We start from the raw sequence: 18,545 nt of genomic DNA, 5'->3' as shown, positions 1-18,545 counted from the left end.
CGTCCCAACGTTTCTGCCCGAATCGCCCCGAACGAAGTACGGGTTGGAATCGTTCCAACCCGACACGCCGGGCTAGCTGGGCGTACTCGTGACCAGGCTCTGCGAGACGGGCGCCGACGAGCTGTTGGCGCTGGTGCTGCCGGCGGGGGTCGTGGACGACGTCGTGGCAACGGTGGACGAGTTCTGCTGCGGCGGCGTCGTGGTCGTCGTCGTCGTAGTGGTGGTCGTCGTGGTCGTCGTGGTGGTGGTCGTCGGCGTCGTAGTGGTCGTCGTCGTGCACGTGGACGGCGGCGGCGTGGTCGACGTGGTCGTCGAAGTCGTCGTCGAGCTGGTGGTGCTCGTCGTCGTGGTCGGGCAGTTCGGCGGCGTCGTCGTGGTGGTCGTCGTGGTCGTGGTCGTCGGCGGCGTCGTGGTCGGCGGAGTCGTCGGCGTGCCCGGATCCGGGTTGCCCGGCGTCGGGTTCTGCGCGTTGTCCCCGGTGCTCGGGAGGTTCGGCAGGATGTCGACGTTCTCGCTGTACTGCTTGGCCCACTTGAGGACGGTCTCGACGTACGTCGTGGAGTGGTTGTAGCGGAAGACGGCGGCCGCTCGGTCGGCCTGCTTCGTCATGTCGCCGCCGTTGGCGCAGAGGTAGCGGCCGGCGCCCAGGGCGGCGTCGTAGATGTTGTTCGGGTTGACGTTGCCGTCGTCGTTCAGGTCGCCGCCGAAGCTCGCCCACGTCGCGGGGATGAACTGCATCGGGCCGACCGCGCGGTCCCAGGTGCTGTCGCCGTCGTAACGGCCGGCGTCGGTGTCGCTGATGGCGGCCATGCCGGGGGCGCCGTTGAGGACCGGGCCGAGGATCTTGGGGGTGGCGTCGCCGACGGCGTTCACGCGGCCGCTGTTGGCGTGGTTCGACTCGACCTTGCCGATGCCCGCGAGCAGTGCCCAGTCGAGGTTGCAGCCGGGCACGAGCTCGGCCATCTTGTCCTCGGCGCGGAGGTAGGCCTCGACCATGACGCCGGGGATGTCGTGCACGCCCGCGACGTCGTCGATCAGGCTGCCCTCGTCGAGGTCGAGGTCGCCGTCCTCGAGGTCGGCGAGCAGCGCGGCGCTCAGCTCCTCGGACAGCGGCAGGCGGCCGGACGCGCCGAGCTCCGCCGGGTCGCGGTGCAGCGCGCCGAAGACGTCGGCGGGGCCGAGCGAGACGTTGATGTCGTTGTGCTTCGCGAGGTTGACCCAGTCGACGAGCTTGGTGCCGACGATCATCGCCGGGGCGAGCATCGCAGCCAGCGCAGCGACGGCGAAGCCCTTTTGCCTAGGCGTCAACGCCGACGGTCCGCGCAGTTTGGCCATTGCCACGAATTCTCACCTCTCGTGTGTCATCGCGGCTCGCCGTCCTGCAGTTACGGCGAACGCCCCCGTCGGTGACCTGTTCCACCCTGCCCCACTACGAAGCCTAGGTGTACCCAAGACGGAGTGAAGCGTGCGTTCGGTTCCGTTGACCGTTAACTCGTAGCGCATTCACCCGCGGGCCAGAGTCCCTGCTCGCCCAGAAGCGCCAGCGCCTCGTCCCCCATGGGGTTGACGCCGGGGCCCTTCGCGAGGGCGTGCGCGACGTGCACGTGCAGGCACTTGACCCGGACCGGCATGCCGCCCGCGGTGACCTGGGTGCCCAGCGACTCGATGGCGTCGCGCTCGGCGAGGTACGCCTCGTGCGCGCGCTGGTAGGCGGCGGCCAGATCGGCGTCCACCGCCAGACGCTCCTGCTGCTCCTTCATCAGCCCGCCGCCTTCCAGCGTGCTGACCAGCGAGTTCAGCTTCGGGCAGGTCAGGTAGTACAGCGTCGGGAACGGCGTCCCGTCGGGCAGCCGCGGGTTCGTCTGAACGACGTTCGGGTGCCCGCTGGGGCACCGCGAGGCGATCGCACGTGTCCCGCGCGGCGTGCGGCCGAGCTGCTGAGCGACCGTTTCCAGGTCAGCAGCACTTACTTGTGCGTCACCGATTCCCACAATTCCTCGTACCAAGACCCTTGTGCCGCCTGCTTGCCCGACGGCCTCTCCGTTTCAGTGTTGCGACTCTCGTCACCCGGCAGTTGCACGATGTAGGGCGTCTCGCCGGGCCGCACCCAGTGCAGCCGCTTGCGCGCCTCGATCTCCACGTACGCCGGGTCTTGCAGTTGCGCTTTGCGCTGTTCCAGTGCGGCGACCGTCTCCCTGAGCTTCTGCTGTTCGGCGCCCACGTCGCGCAGCTCGTCGCGTTGCGAGAGGTAGGTCCGCAACGGGACCGCGATGCTCAGCGCCAGTGCGCACAGCACCATCGCGAACATCGCGGCCCGTCGCGTGCCGGTCATGCCGAACGCGCCACCGGTGCCCTCACTGCGCCTCGACGGCGCCTTCGGACGGGGTGGCTTGCGCGCGCGTGCGGGCCTCGCCTCCCGCTCTTCGCGGGGGCGACGGGGACGACGCGCGCGCTCGGCCATGCCTTAAGCCTCTCAGCTCTCCGGGGTGTAGCGCGGGAACGCGAGCTCGCCCGCGTAGCGCGCCGCGTCGCCGAGGCTCTCCTCGATGCGCAGGAGCTGGTTGTACTTCGCGGTGCGCTCGCCACGTGCCGGAGCACCGGTCTTGATCTGGCCGGCACCGGTCGCGACGGCGAGGTCGGCGATGGTCGTGTCCTCGGTCTCGCCCGAGCGGTGCGACATCATCGACTTGTAGCCGTAGGACGTGGCCAGCGAGACCGCGTCGAGCGTCTCGGAGAGCGTGCCGATCTGGTTGACCTTCACCAGCAGCGCGTTGGCGGCGCGGCGGGAGATGCCCTCCTCCAGGCGCTCCGGGTTCGTGACGAACAGGTCGTCGCCGACGATCTGGACCTTCTCGCCCAGCTCGGCGGTCATCTGGACCCAGCCGTCCCAGTCGTCCTCGGACAGCGGGTCCTCGATGGAGACCATCGGGTAGTCGCGCACGAGCTCGGAGTAGTAGCCGATCATCTGCTCGGCCGACCGCTTGTTGTTCTCGAAGGAGTAGGCGCCGTCCGAGAAGAACTCGGTGGCGGCCACGTCGAGCGCGAGCGCGATGTCGCGACCAGCGCGGTAGCCGGCCTTCTCGATGGCCTCGAGGATGAGGTCGAGCGCGTCGCGGTTGCTGCCGAGGTTCGGCGCGAAGCCGCCCTCGTCACCCAGACCGGTCGCGAGGCCCTTGCTCTTCAGCACGGACTTCAGCGAGTGGTAGACCTCGGTGCCCCAGCGCAGGCCCTCGCGGAACGTCTCCGCGCCGATCGGCGCGATCATGAACTCCTGGATGTCCACGTCGGTGTCGGCGTGCGAGCCACCGTTGAGGATGTTCAGCATCGGCACCGGCAGCACGTGGGCGTTCGGTCCGCCGATGTAGCGGAACAGCTCCAGGCCACTGCTCGTCGCCGCCGCCTTCGCGACCGCGAGGCTCACGCCGAGGATCGCGTTGGCGCCGAGACGACCCTTGTCCGGCGTGCCGTCCAGGTCCACGAGCTTCTGGTCCACGATGCGCTGCTCGACGGCCTCGATGCCGACCAGCTCGGGCCCGATCTCGTCGAGCACCGCGGTGACCGCGCGCTCGACGCCCTTGCCGCCGTACCGCTTGGCGTCGCCGTCCCGCAGCTCCACCGCCTCGTGCTCACCGGTCGAAGCACCGGACGGAACAGCCGCACGCTCCAGCGTGCCGTCGTCCAGCGCCACCTCGACCTCGACGGTGGGGTTGCCGCGAGAATCCAGGATCTCGCGTGCTCCGACCTGCTCGATGACCGCCACTTGCGCTCCCTGTTTCTCCTGCGTCTCGTCTCGCGACGAGCCTACTTGGGCCAGGTGACCGGCTGGGGCTCGCCACCGTCAGATCACAGTGGGCCATCGGAGCCGGTCTACTGAATCGTGCCAGAAGGGCAGCGCGGGTTCCTAGGCCACGTATCCGGTGGTTTTCGGCGAGGTTTCAACGAATCGCGCTCAAGCGTGGTCGGTCAGCACTGTCGCGGTTCGCGAGAGGTGTGCGACCAGCGCCGCGACCGCCGCGTCGGCGTCCCTCGCCAGCGCGGCCTCCTCCAGTGCGCGGTGCTCGGCGACGTGGTCGCGGCCCGCGTTGCGGCGGGCCGAGAAGCGGCGGGCCAGCTCGCTCGCCGTCCACATGCGGTCGAACGTCTCCAGCAGGGTCGCGTTGGCGCACCCCTCGAGCAACGTGCGGTGGAAGATCCGGTGCGCTTCCGCCCACTCGTCGCTGTAGTGCTCACCCTGCGCCGGATCGAACGGCGGCGTGCGAACCAGGCGGTGGTGCGCGGCGCGGACGCGGGTCTCCCAGTCGAGGTCCCCCCGCTCGACAGACAGACGCAGCACCACCGGCTCTACAGCCAGGCGGGCTTCGGTGATCTCCTGCCAGCGACGGTCCGTGAAGGCGGGGACGGCGAAGCCGCGGTTCGGCAGCCGGTCGGCGAAACCCTCACCCACCAGGCGCACCAACGCCTCACGCACCACAGCCAGGCTCACACCCTGTTCCTTGGCCAGGTCCTGCGGCTTCAGGGCATCGCCGGGAGCGTGCACCCCATGCAGGATCGCGTCCCGCAGGCGCGCGTGTACCTGCTCGGAGAGCATCGGCTTGCCCTTGGCGGGCGCGGCACTCGTCACACGTCGAAGCATAGACGAACCGTCAGATAATCGATTATTGTCTGCATCATCGATCAGAATGGAAGGTAAGTCATGAACAACCCCTTCGCCCGCCTCCCCGAGGTGGCCTCCTTCACCGTGACCAGCACGTTGGTCGCCGATGGCGCCGCATGGGCACCCGAGCAGCTCGCCGGGAAGGACGTCTCCCCGCAGCTGTCCTGGAGCGGCGCTCCAGCGGGTACCAAAAGCTACGCCGTGACCGTCTACGACCCCGACGCCCCCACCGGGTCGGGGTTCTGGCACTGGGCGGTCGCCGGCATCCCCGCCACCTGCACCGAACTGCCGGAAGGCGCGGGTGACGACACCGGCGCCGGGCTGCCCGCCGGGGCCTTCCAGCTGCCGAACGACGCTCGCCTGGCGCGCTACATCGGCGCCGCGCCGCCCGCCGGGCACGGATCGCACCGCTACTTCGTGGTGGTGCACGCCCTCGACGTCGAGACCGTCGAGGTGCCCGCCGACGCCACGCCCGCGCTGCTCGGTTTCGTCATGGGCGGACACGTCCTCGGCCGCGCGGTCCTGGTGGCTACGGCAGAGACGTCAGCGGCAGGTGCTTGACGCCGTTCTACAGCCCTTCGTACTCGCCCGTCTCGTCACGGAAGACGTAGTCGGGCGCGGACCGCAGAACGGCAGCGTGCAGGCGTGCCAGCAGCACCTCCTGCGCGGGAAGCTCCAGCGCGAGAAGCCGCGCGGCCTCACTCTGCCGGGAGGTCGGCGCGGACTTCCGCTCGAAGTCGGCGAAGGTCAGGCAGTCCCGCCAGTGCGGCAATCCGACGACCAACTCGACGGCTTCGCGCAGGTTGTTCGCGACGAGGCCTGCCTGCCCTTCCGAACTGGCGTAGAGGACCGGTCGTTCCGAGCTCGCTTCGCCGCACAGGTAGAACTGCCCACCGGTGAAGTCACCGGCCACCGGTTCGAGCGGAAGCCCCGAGTCGATCGAGGCGTCCTCCCCGGCTTTGGCGCGGGAGACGTCGAACTCGAAGAACGCGAGCAGTTCGCGCAGGCGCGCGTTGTCCGGCAGAACCCAGGTGTTCACGTGGCGACCCTAAGCGGCAGGTGCTTCACGCCGTTCTGGAAGTTCGACCGCAACCGGCTGATCTCCCCGTCCAGCTCCAGCATCCCCGGCAGGTCCAGCACCGCGTCGAACACGGCCCGCATCTGCGTCCGCGCCAGCTGCGCGCCCAGGCAGAAGTGCGGCCCGTACCCGAAGCTCAGGTGGTCGGCCTCCCGCCGCCCCACGTCGAACCGGTCCGGCGACGTGAACACACGCTCGTCCCGGTTGGCGGAGGAGAACCAGACCACGACCTTGTCCCCGGCCCGGATCTCCTGCCCGGACAGCGAAGTGTCCTGGACGGCCGTGCGGCGGAAGTGCATGACCGGTGTCCACCAGCGCAGCATCTCTTCGACCGCAACGGGGAGCAGTGAACGGTCGGCGCGCAGGCGGGCGTACTCGCGAGGGTGCGAGAGGAGCGCGATCATGCCGCCCGGGATGCCGTTGCGCAGGGTTTCGTTGCCCGCCACGGAGAAGAGCCAGAAGAGGTTCTCGAACTCCTCCAGCGAGATGTCCTCCAGCATGAGGTTGCTCAGGACGTCTTCGCCAGGATGTGCGCGCTTGTAGGCACCCAACGCGTGCGCGTAGGCGTAGAGGTCTGGCATGCCGTCGCGGGCGCGTGGGTCGCGGCCGTCTTCGGGGCGCAACGACAACGCTTCCAGTGCCATGTCGGTCATGCCGGCCGTGGAACTGGACGACAGCGCGTAGTCGGGGTCCTGGAAGCCGATCACGCGGTTGCTCCAGTCGTAGAGCAGCGCTCTGTCCTCGCGCGGAACGCCGAAGACGTCGGCCAGGGTCAGCAGCGGCAGGTCGGCGACGGCGTGAGCGAAGTCGCCGGACAGGCCGGCCACGATCTCGCGGGCGTTCGCGCGGATCCGGTCTTCCAGCCTGGAGACGGCGCGGGGCGTGAAAGCCCTGGTCAGCAGGCGGCGCAACCGCGAATGCCCGGGAGGGTCCTGGTTGAGCATCATGCGTTGGACGTACGCCAGGTCGGCGGGCAACGGGTCGCGGATCTGGGTGGCGCCGCGGTGCGAGGAGAAGACCGTGGGCGTCCTCAACACCGTGCGGACGTCCTCGTGGCGGAAGACTGCCCAGAAGTCGTCGATGCGCACCACGTTCTTTTCGCGCAGCCGGGTTAGTGCGTCGTGCGGGACTCCCGAGGTATACGTGTCCGGGTCGACGATGAGGTCGGCATCGGTCCTGGGCATAGAACGGATTCTGACGTGCTTCATGTCGAACGTGGTGGAAGCGGGCCGATGCTGGTGCTGCTGCACGGGCTGGGCGCTACCGGCGAGGTGTGGCAGGACGTCGTGAAGGACTGGTCAGGCAGCTGGCTCGTGCCCGATCTGCCCGGTCACGGACGCTCGAGCTCCATCGACCGGTACTCGTTCGGTTCGTTCGCCGCGGCCGTCGCGGACGAGATCCCGCGCGAGCCCGTCACGATCGTCGGGCACTCGCTGGGCGGCGTCGTCGGGCTGACGCTCGCGAGCGGCTGGTTCGGGGTCGAGGTCACCACGTGCGTCGGCGTCGGGATCAAGGTCCAGTGGACCGACGAGGAGCTCACCAAAGCCTCCGCGCTGGCAGCCAAACCCGGGAAGGTCTTCGCCACCGAGGAAGAAGCCGTCGAACGGGCGTCCAGGATGGCCGGGGTGAGGCTGACGCACGGCGTGTCCGAAGTGGACGGTGGATGGGCGCCTTCGCTGGACATGAGGGCCTTCGGCGTGGGCCGGCCGGACATGGCCGGGCTGATCATGGCGGCGCAGGCCCACGTCGTGCTGGCGGCGGGTGAGAACGACCCGATGAGCCCTCAGGAGCACCTGCGGGAGCTGGTGCCCGAGCCGGTGGTGTTCCCCGGCGCGGGCCACAACGTGCACGTCGAGTCGCCCTCGTCCCTGCGCACCGTGCTGGCTCAGCTCGCCACGTAGCCGCCGTCGGCCGTGATCACCGAGCCGGTGATGAAGCTGGCCTTGTCGGAGGCCAGGAACAGCACGGCCTCCGCGATCTCCTCCGGCTGGCCGACGCGCTGGAGCGGAAGGTCCTTCGCGATCGAGTCGAACACCTCACCGGCTTCCGCCAGGGCCTTGTCGGTGGCGACCGGGCCGGGCGCCACGGAGTTCACGCGGACGCCGGCGGGGCCGAACTCGATGGCCCACGAGCGGGTCAGCGCGTCCATCGCGGCCTTGGAGGCGTTGTAGACGGACCCGACCGGGGTGCCGACCACGGCCGCGATCGACGAGACGTTGACGATCGAGCCCTTGCCCTTGGCGACCATCGCCGGGGCGAGGGCGGCGGTGAGGAAGTAGGTGCCGCGGACGTTGACGTCGAACACGTTCTGGTAGACGTCGACGGACTGCTCCGGCGTCGGCGAGAACGGGAAGATGCCCGCGTTGTTGACGAGCACGTCGACCTCGCCGACCTCCTCGGCGAGCTTGCGGACGTCGTCGACGCTGGCGACGTCCGAGACGATGAAGTGTCCGGTGCCGCCGGCCTGCTCGATCAGCGCGACGGTCTCCTTGCCGAGCTCGGCGCGGCGGCCGGAGACGTAGACGGTGGCGCCCGCCTCCGCGAGCTTGACCGCGATGGAGCGGCCGATTCCGGAGGTGGCGCCGGTGACGAGTGCCTTCTTGCCTGCGAGTTCCTTCGTTGACATGTCTACGAACTTGCCGACGCCACATCGTCAGGCCATAAATTCCGAATGAATCAGCTGGTCAGCACGGGTGCGCGCCACCCGAAGTACATCCGCACGAACTGCGGCAGCCGATACCGGCCGAGCACCAGCGGTTCGATCAGGTGCACGTCGGCGAGCGACTCCAGCACGTACTCCATCGCACCGGGGTCGGCGCCGGACATCTCCGCCGCCTCGCACACGTCGATCACGTCCGCGTCGCGGCGCGCGAAGCACTGCAGCACATGACGTTCCTGCTCGGTGAGCTGCTGATCAGCCTTCATCATCGGCGCCACCACGGACATGCAGTCGGACGGGATGGCGTCGCCGAGTCGCGTCTCGCGCTTCATCTGGGCCAGCAGCATCGCGACGGTCCAGTTGGAGCGGCCGGTGAGCTTGCCACCGAGCACGCGGATGGGGTTCGGCAGGTACGAGACGCGCGCCAGCACCTCGTCCGTGACGCCCGCCTCGGCATCGGCCCTGGCGGGGTCGAGGACCCTGCGGAAGAACTGGTTCGCCTCGGCCTCGGTCAGCCCGGCGAGCTTCACCCACGTCACGCTGGGCAGCTCGTTCCACCGGCGCACGCTCGTGAGGATCATGGCCGAGCCGGGGGTGTGCAGGTCCGCGATCTGGGCGGGGTCGTGGACGTCGTCGACGACGATCAGGAACCGCTTGCCGCGCGCCTTTTCCCGCCACAGCGCGGCTTTGTCGCCGTGGGGGTTCTCGACGCCGACCGCGCGCAGCAGCTCGTTCGCGACGTCCTTGCCCCGCACGAAGATCTGCCCGTCGGGGTAGCCGTGCTTGGCGAGGTGCGCGACGTGGGTGGCCAGCGCCGTCTTGCCACTGCCGTGCATGCCGGTGATGCCGACGGTCCGCGGAAGGGCCCGGAGTGCCTGCGCGACCTCCTCCGCGCGACCGGTGAAGTCGGGCAGGCCGGGCGGCAACTGCTCTGGCCGGCGCGACAGGTTCAGCTCGCCGCGGAGGATCTGCGCGTGCACCTCGCGCAGTTCAGGACCGGGTTCGAGGCCGAGTTCGTCGTTGAGCAGGGCGCGTGCCTGATGGAACTGCTCCAACGCGTCGGCCTGCCTGCCATCGCGGTAGAGGGCCTGCATCAGCAGGGCGCGCGTCCGTTCCCTGAGCGGGAAAGCGGCGACGTGCTTCTGCAGTTCGAGGACGTTCATCTCGCGTTCGAGCAGGGCTTCGCGGCAGTGCAGCCGTTCGTTGGCGATCCTGGCCCGCTGGGCCTCGAAGTAGGTGCTGCTCAGGCCTTCGAGCGGCTCGTCACGGCAGTCGTCGAAGAGCTCGGCCCGCAGCGTGTAGCCACCGTCCTTGGACTTCAGGTCCAGCTCGGGGATGGCCTTGCGGATCTTGTACGTGTACGTCCGCAACGCCATGACCGCGCTCGGCGTCGGGTCGTCCCAGACCATGCCGATCAGCTGGTCGTTGCTCAGTCGCATGCCGTTGTTCAGCAGCAACGCCGCCAGCACCGCGCGCTGCTGGCGCGGCCCCAGGTCGATCTCCTCATCATCTCGCCAGGCTCGTACCGGACCCATCAGTGAGAAGCGCAGGCTCATGCAACGTGACAACGCCCGCGGGCATTCCCAGCATGCCCGGAGGAAACGAGTACTATGAACGTAGGCTCCAAGCCTACGGAGGTCGTATGAATGACCGCGTCACCATCCCGACCAAGCTGGCCAGAAGAGAGAACAAGGTCCTGCGCCCGAGAGACGCGGGAGACGTGTACGCCCACCCCCGCAGCGAGTTCGAGCGGCTGCTCGAACAGGCGGTCCTCAGCCACATCAGCACCGGCTACTACGCGCTGGCCCCGATGGAACGGCTGGGCGATCCACGATGGCGCCCGGACCTCGCGGCCGTCGCGCTCGGCGTGGCCCAGGCCGACTACGGCAAGGACGCCGTCGCACTCATGAGCATCACCGCGGCCCGCCGGCACGGCGCCCTGCCCCGAGCCATCGGCACGGCAGTCGTCGCCGTGCCGAAACAGCGGCCCGTTCTGCACACCAGCGTGGGTGACGTGGTCTTCGTGAAGCGTGACGTGAGCCGGCTCGACCTGGAGCGGGTGGAAACCGAGCTCACGGCGGGATGGATGACCACTCCGGAGCAAACCGCCCTGGACATCGCCGCCCGGCCACAACTCGGCGGCATCGAGGAAGCCGATGCCAGGTCGATCCTGCGGGCGCTGATCCGCAAGATCGACTGGACCGTCGCCGAGGAGCTCGCGCGTGCTCAGCACCGGCCGGGAGCGCTGGCACGGATGAAGGAGGCCGCAGGTGCTTGAGCACGAGGAGCTCGTCGCGGTGGCCGACCTGTTCGGCGTCGCGGAAGAGCAGGTCCGGCGAGATCACCTGATCAGCCACGTGCTGGCAGGCCTGCCGCGGATCGCACCCGACGTGCTCTTCGTCGGCGGAACCGCACTGGCGCGAACACACCTCTCGGATCCAGCTGCGGGCGGGCGCCTGTCGGAGGACATCGACCTGTGGACACCCGATCGTGCCGCGGTCGCGACCGCGCTCGACGAACAGTTGCCGCGATGGCTGCGCCGCGAGTTCCCCAGGACCGGCTGGGATCCGCGGCTGCGATCCACGAGGTCCGCGGTCGAGCCGGGTGTTCTCGTCACGACGAGCGATCTCCGCGTCCGGGTCCAGCTGATCGATCACGAGGACTGGGCACGCTGGCCGAGCGAGGCCGTCCGAATCGAGACCAGGTACAGCGACATCACATCGGACGTCGTGCTCAAAGTTCCCACGCTGCAAGCGTTCGCGGCGATGAAGACCCTTGCCTGGGCGGACCGGCACGCTGCCAGAGACCTCTACGACCTCGCCCGCCTCGCCGCACTGGGTGCGCTGACCCGGGAAGCAGCCGACCTGGTCCGCGACGCGACGGGTGCCTCGGTGCAGAAGTACGAGTTCGCCTCACTGCCTTCGGGACTGGACTGGCAATCGCAGCTGGCCCACCAGACCAGCGAACTCCCTTCACCGGACTGGTGTCTGCGAGTGGTCCGCGACGCGTACGGGAAGGCGCTCGGCTGGTAGCTCACGGGTTGGCGGGCAACGGGCGCGGTTCGATCACCTGCTTCATCACGATCGTCGACGTCAGCCCGCGCACCCCCGGCAGCTTCGCCAGCGTCTCCTCGTACAACCGCTGGTACGACGCGAGGTCCGCGGTGACGACGCGCAGCAGGTAGTCGGGGCTGCCGAAGAGGCGTTGCGCCTCCACAACGTTCGGCACGCCGACGAGTGCGCGGTCGAAGTCGTCCATGGTGTCCAGGCGCAGTTTGGCGAAGACCAGGGCCTCGAAGCCGAACCCGAGGGCGGCCGCGTCCACGACGGCCCGGTAGCCGTGGATGACGCCGTCGCGTTCCAGCTCGCGCAGGCGGCGCTGGCAGCGCGAGATGCTCAGCTGCACGCGCTGGGCGAGGTCGGTGACGGTGATCCGCCCGTCGCGCTGCAGTTCAGCAAGAATTTTGCGGTCCACGGCGTCCATGAGCAAAGAACGCAAACACCTTGCCCGCGAGTTCCCCTAGCTTTTGCTGCATGACCAACCCGTTGCGTCAGCTGACCCTCGACCAACTGCGCACCCGCACCAGCATGAAGTGGCGTTACTACGACGAGGACGTGCTGCCGCTGTGGGTGGCCGAGATGGATGTCATGCTCGCCGAACCGGTGGCGCGGGCGATCACCGAGGCGGTCCAGCGCGGCGACACCGGCTATCCCGTCGGCACCGGCTACGCGGAGGCGCTCGCGGAGTTCGCGAAGCAGCGCTGGGGCTGGGCGCCGGAGATCGAGCGGACGAGGATCGTGCCCGACGTGATGATGGGCGTCGTCGAGATGTTCCGGCTGGTCTCCCACCGGGACGCGCCCGTCGTCGTCAACTCCCCCGTCTACCCGCCCTTCTACATGTTCATCGGGTCTCTGGGCCGGTCGGTCGTCGAGGCGCCGCTGGACGCGGACTGGCGGATCGACTTCGGCGCGCTGCGCAGGGCGTTCGAGGAGGCCGGGCGGGGAGCGGTGTACCTGCTGTGCAACCCGCAGAACCCGACCGGCACGGTCCACACCGCCGCCGAACTGAGCGAGGTCGCCGAACTGGCGCGCGAGCACGGCATCCGCGTGGTGGCCGACGAGATCCACGCGCCGATCATGTCCGCGGGCGCGCGGTTCGTGCCGTACCTGAGCGTCGCGGGCGACGGGCTGTCGTTGATGTCGGCGACGAAGGCCTGGAACCTGCCGGGGCTCAAGGCCGCGCTGGCCGTGGCGGGGCCCGAGTCGGCCGACGACCTGGCGCGACTGCCGGAGGAGGTGGCCGACGGGCCCAGCCACCTCGGGGTCATCGCCCACACCGCGGCGCTGCGGGAGGGTGGCGACTGGCTGGACGCGCTGCTGGCCGGGCTCGACGACAACCGGCGCCTGCTCGCCGAACTGCTCGCCGAGCACCTCCCGGCCGTCCGGTACACGCCGGCGCAGGGCACCTATCTCGCCTGGCTGGACTGTCGCGCGCTCGGTGACAACCCCGCCAGGACGTTCCTCAAGCGCGGCAAGGTGGCGCTGAACCCGGGGCACTCGTTCGGCACCGGCGGCGCGGGCTTCGTGCGGATGAACCTCGCGACCTCTCCGGAGATCATCACCGAGGCGGTCCTGCGGATGTCCAAGGCGTGGAACGAAACCCTCGCTCCGTAGCAGCGTGGCTGGTAGTGCTGGAGTCCGTGCGGATCAAACCCGGCTTCGCGGCCGCCACGGTGCTGGTCTGGGCGTCCGGCTACCCGGTCGGCGCCCTCGCGGTGGCCGTGGCGCCGCCGTTCCTGATGACCACGATCCGGTTCGCCATCGCCGCCGCGCTGATGGCGGTCGTGGCACTGGTGACGAGCGCGAGCTGGCCGCGCGGACGGCAGCTCGTGCACACCTGCGTGGCCGGGTTGCTGGTGCAGGCGTGCCAGTTCTCCGGTGTGTACCTCGGACTGCGGATGGGCGTGCCGGCCTCGGTGACCGCGTTGGTCATCTCGTGCACGCCGGTGCTCACGGCCGTGGTGGCCGCCTGGGTGTTCCGTGTCCGAATAGGACTGAGCCAGGTCGCCGGGCTGGTGCTCGGGGTCGCGGCGGTGCTGGCGGCGTTGTGGGACCGGCTGGGGTCGTTCGGGACCGGCGCGGTGTTCACCCTGCTCGGCATGCTCGGGTTCGTCGCGGGTGGCGTGTACCAGCAGAGGTTCTGCCGGGACACGGACTTCCGCAGCGGCAACGCCGTGCAGCACGCGGTGTCCGTACCGGTCGTCGGGTTGCTGGCGCTGACCGAGAGCTCCCCGGTCACGGACTGGCGGCAGCTCTGGCTGACCCTCGTGTTCCTGGTGCTGGTCAATTCGATGGGCGGCGCGTCGCTGTTCCTGGTCGGGGTGCGCAGGGGCGGCGCGGCGGCGATGACCACGCTGTCCTCTGTGGTCCCGTCCGTCACGGCGTTGATCGCGTGGCCGTTGCTCGGGCAGGTGCCGACGGCCGGAGTCGTGGCCGGACTGGTGCTCGGTTTCGGAGCGTGCTGGCTCGGCACCGCCACTCATTCAGGTTCTGTCGCCCGGACGGCAGTCGAAGAACCGGCAGGCGATAGGTAACGTTGATCGAATGACGGACGGCACCTTCGAAGCGTTTCGGAAGGCCGAGGCGTTGATGGCACAACGCAGGCCGCTCGACGCGTTGCGCGAGCTGAAACAGGTGCTGGCCGAAGCCGGGGAGGCGCCGTCGGTGCAGCTGCTGGCCGGCCGGGCCTATCTCGGGTCCGCGCAGCTCAACAGGGCTGAAGAGGCGTTCCGCAAGGTGCTCGACCTCGATCCGAGCGACCACTACGCGCGGTTCGCCCTCGGCAAGACCCTGCAACGGCAGGGCCGCCTCACCGAGGCGCTGGCCCAGTTGCGGATGGCGGTCGCGATGCACCCGTCACCCGAGTACCAGGAAGCGCTCGGCGAGGTCAAAGCCCGGCTGGCCCTGGGGAACTGATCACCGGAACAGGCCCTCGCCCCAGAACCCGCCCTCCTGCACGCCCGGCGGCACCGCGAAGTGCCCGGAACCGGTGTGCTCCACGTACTCCATCATGTCGTCCTTTGTGGACAGCGCCTGCTGCATCGGCACGAACTGCGTGCGCGAGTCCCGGTTGAACGCCACGAAGAACAGCCCGGCGTCGAGGTGCCCGAGCCCGTCGGAGCCGTCGGTGAAGTTGTAGCCGCGGCGCAGGATCCTGGCCCCGTTCAACGACTCCGGCGACGCGAGCCGGATGTGCGCGATCTCGCCGATCAACGGGATGCCGCCGGCGCCCTTGACGTGCAGGTCGGGTTCGTCGAACTCCTTGGCCTGGCCCAGCGGCGCGCCCTCGCCCTTGGTCCGGCCGACGATCTGCTCCTGCTCGACCAGCGAGGTGCGGTCCCAGATCTCGATGTGCATGCGGATCCGGCGCGACACCAGGTACGTGCCGCCGACGAGCCAGTCCGGCCCGTCCTCCTTCGACACCCACACGTGGTTCTTGAGATGCTCGGTGTCCTCGGCCTTGATGTTGCGGGTGCCGTCCTTGAACCCGAACATGTTGCGCGGCGTCGCCTGGTCCCGCGTCGTCGAGGACGTGCGGCCGAACCCGAGCTGCGACCAGCGGACCGCGACCCGCCCGAACCCGATGCGCACCAGGTTGCGGATGGCGTGCACGGCGACCTGCGGGTCGTTCGCACAGGCCTGGATGCAGATGTCCCCGTTGCTGCGCGCGGGATCCAGGTCGTCCTGCGGGAACCGCGGCAGGTCGATCAGCCGCTCCGGCCGCTTGTCCTTGAGCCCGAACCTGTCGTCGAACAGCGACGGCCCGAAGCCGATGGTGATCGTCAACGCGGACGCGGGCAGGTCCAGCGCCTCACCGGTGTCCTTCGGCGGCGCCTCCGCGTTGCCGCCGACCGCACCGTTCTCCGCGGCCTCCTGACCGGCCGTCATCCGTTCCGCGGCGAGCGTCCACTCCTTGAGCAGGCTGACCAGCTCGTCGCGGCTCTTCGTCTTCACGTCCAGCGCGACGAAGTGCATGTGGTCCTGCGCGGGCGTGGTGATGCCGGCCTGGATCTCGCCGCGGAACGGCACCTTGGCCGCGGAGAGGTTCTCCACCTCCGGCGACACCTTGGTCGCCAGCACACCGGCGGCGGCGCCCGCGCCCGCGAGCGCCACCCCGGCGCCCGCGAACCCGAGCAACCTGCGGCGGGGAACCCCGGTCACTTGGCCGACACCACTTCCGCGACCTTGCTGACCGGCTCGCCGAGGGCGTCGACGGCCTCGGCCAGCGCCTTGATCTCGTCCTGCGTCAGCTCGGTGTAGAGCTTGAAGCCGTCACCCTTGCGCTGCTTCTCGAGCGCCTCGTCGAGCGCCTTGAACTTCTCGTCCAAAGTGGACACGAGCGCCTTGTCCTTCTGCTCCACCACGGGACGCAGCGCGGCGATCGCGGCCTGCGACCCGTCGACGTTCGCGCGGAAGTCCCACAGGTCGGTGTGCGAGTAGCGGTCCTCCTCACCGGTGATCTTGCCGGTGGCGACCTCGTCGAGCAGTTCCTTGGCACCGTTGGCGAGCTGCACTGGCGTCAGTTCGACGGTCTTCGCCTTGGACACGATCTCCTTGACGTCGACCAGCAGCTGGTCCGCGATCTTGTCCGAGTCGGCCTGCAGCCCGGACTCCCACAGGTCCTTCTCGAGGCGGTGGTAGCCGGTGAACGCCATGCCCTCCTCGATGACGTCCTCGCGGCCGTCGATCTTGGGGTCGAGGTCGCCGAAGCTCTCCGCGACGGGCTCGATGCGCTCCCAGTACAGGCGCGACACGGGGAAGAGCGCCTTGGCGTCGTCGACCTTCTTGGCCTTGACGGCGTTGACGAACTCCTCGGTCTTCACCAGCAGCTGGTCGGCCTGCGAGCTGACGTACCGCGCGTAGCTCTTGGTCGCCTCGGCCAGCAACGCGTTGCCGTCGGTCGACTTCTTGGCGTCACCGGTAACAGTGAAGTCGCCGCGGATGCCGTCGCCCTTCATGCCGGGCTTGCACGCGGTCTGGAACTTGCCGGACTCCGTGACCTCGACGATCAGCTTGCGGGTGAGCCCCGGCCCGATGTTCTCGACCTCGCCGAGGATCCGGTCGCCCTCCGCGTAGAGGTAGAACTCGGTCACCTTGGTGCCCTTGTTGGCCACCTCGAACGTGACGTTGCCGGTGCCCGCCTCGGTCTTGGCGACCTTGCACGCGTCGTCACTCGCCTCGACCGCGATGCTGCCACTCGCGCCGGTCGTGCCGCCGTTGCTGCTGCACGCCGCCAGCATCGCGAGTGAGCCCAGGATGACTGCTGTCTTGCGCACGGTTTGCTCCAGTAGATGATCAGTTGGCCACGGCGGCGCGACGGCGCGGCCGGATGAGGAACAGGGACAGCACCACCGCCACGTAGCCGACCCACGCGATGGCCTGCAGCACGGACGTCCGTTGCGAGTAGTTGAAGAAGCCCTTGAGCAGCGCCCCGTACCAGGAGTCCTCCGGCAGGGTGTCGCTGATGTCGAACGCCAGCGTGTTCAGCCCGGGCAGGATCGCGGCTTCCTGCAGGTCGTGGATCCCGTAACTGAGCACGCCCGCCGCCACGAACACGAGCAGCACGCCCGTGACGGTGAAGAACTTGCCGAGGTCGAACCGGATCGCCCCCTGGTACAGCAGCGCGGCGATCACGACTGCCACCAAGATCCCGGCCAGGAACCCGAGGAGCGGCTCCGTCGTCCCCCCGCCAGCGGCCTGCACGCTGGAATAGAAGAAGACCGCCGTCTCGAGCCCTTCCCGCCCAACGGACAAAAGGGACACAAGAACGATGGCGAAGGGTCCGATTTTGAGCGCTTCGTCCATTTTGCCGCGCAACTCGGCCGCAATCGTCTTGGCCGCGCGCCGCATCCAGAAGATCATTCCCGTGACGAACGCGACCGCAATGATCGACATCGTCCCGCCGAACGCTTCCTGCTGCTCGAACGTCATGCCGGCAGCACTGAACGTGATGACCGCCCCGGCCGCTACGGACAGTGCCACCGCAGTCGCAACACCGACCCAAACCCACTTGAGCGCGTGCCTTCTGTCCGTCTTCACGAGGAATGCGATCAAGATGCTCACCACGAGCGCGGCCTCAAGGCCCTCACGCAGCCCGATCAGCCCATTGGCAAACAGCATCCCGACGCCTCCACAAATTAGGTCGGCCTTATTTAAGGTAAGCCTCACCTGATTGTCCAGACGCCATCAGTGCCGGTTGCATCACGCTTCACCCCGTCACCTGCTCCAGGAAGCACGTAACCTGGGTGCAATGGTCCCGCCGCCGCCCGTCCAGGAACCCGCCCGCCGCAACCGCTCCGGCAACATCTTCGGCCGCATCGTCCTGGTGCTGCTGCTGATGGTCGTAGTAGCCGCGGGCGCCTGGGGCCTGGGCGCGCTGAACCGCAAAGGCGCGGCCCCGCTGGGCCCACCCCCGTTCCTGGTCCCCATCCAGCAGGTGGAACCAGGCGCAGCGGCCCCAGGCAACGCAGCCTCCCCAGGAACCACCCAGACAGCCAACCCACTGGCCGAATGGGCAACCCGAGTAGCGTCGAAAACCGACATCCCGGTCCGAGCCGTACACGCCTACGCGCAAGCAGACCTGACGATGCAACAGGAGTTCCCGGCCTGCCGAATCAGCTGGGCGACCCTCGCGGGCATCGGCCGAATCGAGTCGCACCACGGCAACATCAACGGCGCCCGCCTGCAGGAGAACGGCCTACCGTCCCGCCCGATCATCGGCATCCCCTTGGACGGCGGCCCAGGCGTGAAGGCGATCAAGGACACCGACGGCGGCCGCCTGGACGGCGACACCACGTGGGACCGAGCCGTGGGCCCCATGCAGTTCATCCCGGGCACCTGGAACCGCTGGGCAAAACGAGCAGCAGGCGACGGCCTACCGGCCGACCCGCAGAACATCGACGACGCGGCCCTGACCGCAGCCCGCTACCTGTGCGGAGGCGGCGCCCGCGACCTGGGCACGGGCCAGGGCTGGTGGGCAGCCGTGCTGGCGTACAACAACTCCGTGGAGTACGGCCAGAACGTGTTCAGCGGGGCTGACGCCTACGCACGGGCAAGCGTCCCGCAGTAGCCCACCGGGCAGGCTCGCGCAGGGGT

General features: G+C 69.0%; 21 protein-coding genes. 8 read left to right on the top strand and 13 right to left on the bottom strand.

The window, feature by feature from the left end; all coding sequences use genetic code 11:
* Positions 1–72 precede the first annotated feature (72 nt).
* From ACIQF0_RS28680 to ACIQF0_RS28660, 5 genes are all read right to left on the bottom strand, one after another.
* Positions 73–1,335 (bottom strand): lytic transglycosylase domain-containing protein, encoded by a 1,263-nt coding sequence (locus tag ACIQF0_RS28680; protein ID WP_401034905.1) that lies wholly within the window; start codon positions 1,333–1,335, stop codon positions 73–75.
* A gap of 152 nt (positions 1,336–1,487) precedes the next feature.
* The gene (locus ACIQF0_RS28675) at positions 1,488–1,991 is read right to left on the bottom strand and encodes a DUF501 domain-containing protein (protein WP_360038137.1); all 504 of its coding nucleotides are present in this window, start codon (positions 1,989–1,991) and stop codon (positions 1,488–1,490) included.
* The gene (locus ACIQF0_RS28670; RefSeq protein ID WP_245822315.1) at positions 1,967–2,461 is read right to left on the bottom strand and encodes a septum formation initiator family protein; all 495 of its coding nucleotides are present in this window, start codon (positions 2,459–2,461) and stop codon (positions 1,967–1,969) included. The genes ACIQF0_RS28675 and ACIQF0_RS28670 overlap by 25 nt, the downstream gene beginning before the upstream one ends.
* A 12-nt stretch (positions 2,462–2,473) precedes the next feature.
* Positions 2,474–3,760 carry a phosphopyruvate hydratase gene (eno, locus tag ACIQF0_RS28665; RefSeq protein ID WP_360038140.1) on the bottom strand — a complete coding sequence of 429 codons (1,287 nt, stop codon included), beginning with the start codon at positions 3,758–3,760 and terminating at the stop codon, positions 2,474–2,476.
* A gap of 189 nt (positions 3,761–3,949) precedes the next feature.
* Complete coding sequence (locus ACIQF0_RS28660; protein WP_401034902.1) at positions 3,950–4,588, bottom strand: GntR family transcriptional regulator; 639 nt, start codon at positions 4,586–4,588, stop codon at positions 3,950–3,952.
* Positions 4,589–4,693: 105 nt separating this feature from the next.
* On the opposite strand from ACIQF0_RS28660, the gene ACIQF0_RS28655 reads away from it, so the two are divergent.
* Entirely contained in the window at positions 4,694–5,215 is a 522-nt protein-coding gene (locus ACIQF0_RS28655; RefSeq protein ID WP_401034273.1) for a YbhB/YbcL family Raf kinase inhibitor-like protein, read from the top strand.
* A 7-nt stretch (positions 5,216–5,222) separates the two neighbouring features.
* On the opposite strand, the gene ACIQF0_RS28650 is transcribed toward ACIQF0_RS28655, so the two are convergent.
* Together ACIQF0_RS28650 and ACIQF0_RS28645 are read right to left on the bottom strand one after the other, a co-directional pair.
* On the bottom strand, positions 5,223–5,693 hold the full coding sequence (locus ACIQF0_RS28650) for a hypothetical protein (RefSeq protein ID WP_401034270.1): 471 nt from the start codon (positions 5,691–5,693) through the stop codon (positions 5,223–5,225).
* A complete protein-coding gene (locus ACIQF0_RS28645; protein WP_401034267.1) occupies positions 5,690–6,916 on the bottom strand; it encodes a cytochrome P450 in 1,227 nt (408 codons plus the stop codon). The genes ACIQF0_RS28650 and ACIQF0_RS28645 overlap by 4 nt, the downstream gene beginning before the upstream one ends.
* Before the next feature lie 15 nt (positions 6,917–6,931).
* Here ACIQF0_RS28645 and ACIQF0_RS28640 point away from each other — a divergent pair, with 15 nt between their 5' ends.
* On the top strand, positions 6,932–7,633 hold the full coding sequence (locus ACIQF0_RS28640) for an alpha/beta fold hydrolase (protein WP_401034264.1): 702 nt from the start codon (positions 6,932–6,934) through the stop codon (positions 7,631–7,633).
* Here ACIQF0_RS28640 and ACIQF0_RS28635 read toward each other — a convergent pair.
* The gene (locus ACIQF0_RS28635) at positions 7,618–8,358 is read right to left on the bottom strand and encodes an SDR family oxidoreductase (protein ID WP_360038155.1); all 741 of its coding nucleotides are present in this window, start codon (positions 8,356–8,358) and stop codon (positions 7,618–7,620) included. The genes ACIQF0_RS28640 and ACIQF0_RS28635 overlap by 16 nt on opposite strands.
* A 50-nt stretch (positions 8,359–8,408) precedes the next feature.
* Entirely contained in the window at positions 8,409–9,926 is a 1,518-nt protein-coding gene (locus ACIQF0_RS28630; protein WP_401034260.1) for a BTAD domain-containing putative transcriptional regulator, read from the bottom strand.
* A 107-nt stretch (positions 9,927–10,033) separates the two neighbouring features.
* On the opposite strand from ACIQF0_RS28630, the gene ACIQF0_RS28625 reads away from it, so the two are divergent.
* Positions 10,034–10,669, top strand: a complete 636-nt coding sequence (locus ACIQF0_RS28625; protein ID WP_401034257.1) for a type IV toxin-antitoxin system AbiEi family antitoxin — start codon at positions 10,034–10,036, stop codon at positions 10,667–10,669.
* On the top strand, positions 10,662–11,423 hold the full coding sequence (locus tag ACIQF0_RS28620) for a nucleotidyl transferase AbiEii/AbiGii toxin family protein (RefSeq protein ID WP_401034254.1): 762 nt from the start codon (positions 10,662–10,664) through the stop codon (positions 11,421–11,423). Before ACIQF0_RS28625 ends, ACIQF0_RS28620 begins: the two co-directional genes overlap by 8 nt.
* 1 nt (position 11,424) lies before the next feature.
* Here the strand turns inward: ACIQF0_RS28620 and ACIQF0_RS28615 are convergent, their stop codons facing one another.
* On the bottom strand, positions 11,425–11,874 hold the full coding sequence (locus ACIQF0_RS28615) for an Lrp/AsnC family transcriptional regulator (RefSeq protein ID WP_401034251.1): 450 nt from the start codon (positions 11,872–11,874) through the stop codon (positions 11,425–11,427).
* Positions 11,875–11,924: 50 nt separating this feature from the next.
* On the opposite strand from ACIQF0_RS28615, the gene ACIQF0_RS28610 reads away from it, so the two are divergent.
* From ACIQF0_RS28610 to ACIQF0_RS28600, 3 genes are read left to right on the top strand one after another with little or no spacing between them, the layout of a single operon-like run.
* Positions 11,925–13,064 carry a MalY/PatB family protein gene (locus ACIQF0_RS28610; protein WP_401034248.1) on the top strand — a complete coding sequence of 380 codons (1,140 nt, stop codon included), beginning with the start codon at positions 11,925–11,927 and terminating at the stop codon, positions 13,062–13,064.
* 14 nt (positions 13,065–13,078) lie between these two features.
* Positions 13,079–13,984 carry a DMT family transporter gene (locus ACIQF0_RS28605; RefSeq protein WP_401034245.1) on the top strand — a complete coding sequence of 302 codons (906 nt, stop codon included), beginning with the start codon at positions 13,079–13,081 and terminating at the stop codon, positions 13,982–13,984.
* A gap of 10 nt (positions 13,985–13,994) precedes the next feature.
* On the top strand, positions 13,995–14,366 hold the full coding sequence (locus ACIQF0_RS28600; RefSeq protein ID WP_093602720.1) for a tetratricopeptide repeat protein: 372 nt from the start codon (positions 13,995–13,997) through the stop codon (positions 14,364–14,366).
* Here ACIQF0_RS28600 and efeB read toward each other — a convergent pair whose 3' ends face one another.
* From efeB to efeU, 3 genes are read right to left on the bottom strand one after another with little or no spacing between them, the layout of a single operon-like run.
* Positions 14,367–15,611, bottom strand: a complete 1,245-nt coding sequence (gene efeB, locus ACIQF0_RS28595) for an iron uptake transporter deferrochelatase/peroxidase subunit (protein ID WP_401034241.1) — start codon at positions 15,609–15,611, stop codon at positions 14,367–14,369.
* Positions 15,608–16,690, bottom strand: coding sequence for an iron uptake system protein EfeO (gene efeO, locus ACIQF0_RS28590; RefSeq protein WP_401034899.1), 1,083 nt, complete (start codon positions 16,688–16,690; stop codon positions 15,608–15,610). The genes efeB and efeO overlap by 4 nt, the downstream gene beginning before the upstream one ends.
* A 55-nt stretch (positions 16,691–16,745) precedes the next feature.
* On the bottom strand, positions 16,746–17,570 hold the full coding sequence (gene efeU / locus ACIQF0_RS28585; RefSeq protein WP_401034238.1) for an iron uptake transporter permease EfeU: 825 nt from the start codon (positions 17,568–17,570) through the stop codon (positions 16,746–16,748).
* Positions 17,571–17,700: 130 nt separating this feature from the next.
* On the opposite strand from efeU, the gene ACIQF0_RS28580 reads away from it, so the two are divergent.
* Positions 17,701–18,519, top strand: a complete 819-nt coding sequence (locus ACIQF0_RS28580) for a lytic murein transglycosylase (RefSeq protein ID WP_401034235.1) — start codon at positions 17,701–17,703, stop codon at positions 18,517–18,519.
* Positions 18,520–18,545 lie beyond the last annotated feature (26 nt).

Origin of the sequence: Lentzea sp. NPDC092896, from assembly GCF_044754905.1 — a bacterium.
In the GTDB taxonomy this organism is placed as follows: Bacteria; Actinomycetota; Actinomycetes; order Mycobacteriales; family Pseudonocardiaceae; genus Lentzea.
This window is presented reverse-complemented; position numbering and strand designations above follow the sequence as displayed.

Coding starts and splice junctions, on each gene's coding strand:
- ACIQF0_RS28660 (WP_401034902.1), bottom strand. CDS start 4,588: ATGCTCTCCGAGCAGGTACACGCGCGCCTGCGGGACGCGATCCTGCAT.
- ACIQF0_RS28655 (WP_401034273.1), top strand. CDS start 4,694: ATGAACAACCCCTTCGCCCGCCTCCCCGAGGTGGCCTCCTTCACCGTG.
- ACIQF0_RS28600 (WP_093602720.1), top strand. CDS start 13,995: ATGACGGACGGCACCTTCGAAGCGTTTCGGAAGGCCGAGGCGTTGATG.
- ACIQF0_RS28615 (WP_401034251.1), bottom strand. CDS start 11,874: ATGGACGCCGTGGACCGCAAAATTCTTGCTGAACTGCAGCGCGACGGG.
- ACIQF0_RS28610 (WP_401034248.1), top strand. CDS start 11,925: ATGACCAACCCGTTGCGTCAGCTGACCCTCGACCAACTGCGCACCCGC.
- ACIQF0_RS28670 (WP_245822315.1), bottom strand. CDS start 2,461: ATGGCCGAGCGCGCGCGTCGTCCCCGTCGCCCCCGCGAAGAGCGGGAG.
- efeO (WP_401034899.1), bottom strand. CDS start 16,690: ATGCTGGCGGCGTGCAGCAGCAACGGCGGCACGACCGGCGCGAGTGGC.
- ACIQF0_RS28625 (WP_401034257.1), top strand. CDS start 10,034: ATGAATGACCGCGTCACCATCCCGACCAAGCTGGCCAGAAGAGAGAAC.
- ACIQF0_RS28580 (WP_401034235.1), top strand. CDS start 17,701: ATGGTCCCGCCGCCGCCCGTCCAGGAACCCGCCCGCCGCAACCGCTCC.
- ACIQF0_RS28635 (WP_360038155.1), bottom strand. CDS start 8,358: ATGTCAACGAAGGAACTCGCAGGCAAGAAGGCACTCGTCACCGGCGCC.
- ACIQF0_RS28630 (WP_401034260.1), bottom strand. CDS start 9,926: ATGGGTCCGGTACGAGCCTGGCGAGATGATGAGGAGATCGACCTGGGG.
- efeU (WP_401034238.1), bottom strand. CDS start 17,570: ATGCTGTTTGCCAATGGGCTGATCGGGCTGCGTGAGGGCCTTGAGGCC.
- ACIQF0_RS28680 (WP_401034905.1), bottom strand. CDS start 1,335: ATGGCCAAACTGCGCGGACCGTCGGCGTTGACGCCTAGGCAAAAGGGC.
- ACIQF0_RS28645 (WP_401034267.1), bottom strand. CDS start 6,916: ATGCCCAGGACCGATGCCGACCTCATCGTCGACCCGGACACGTATACC.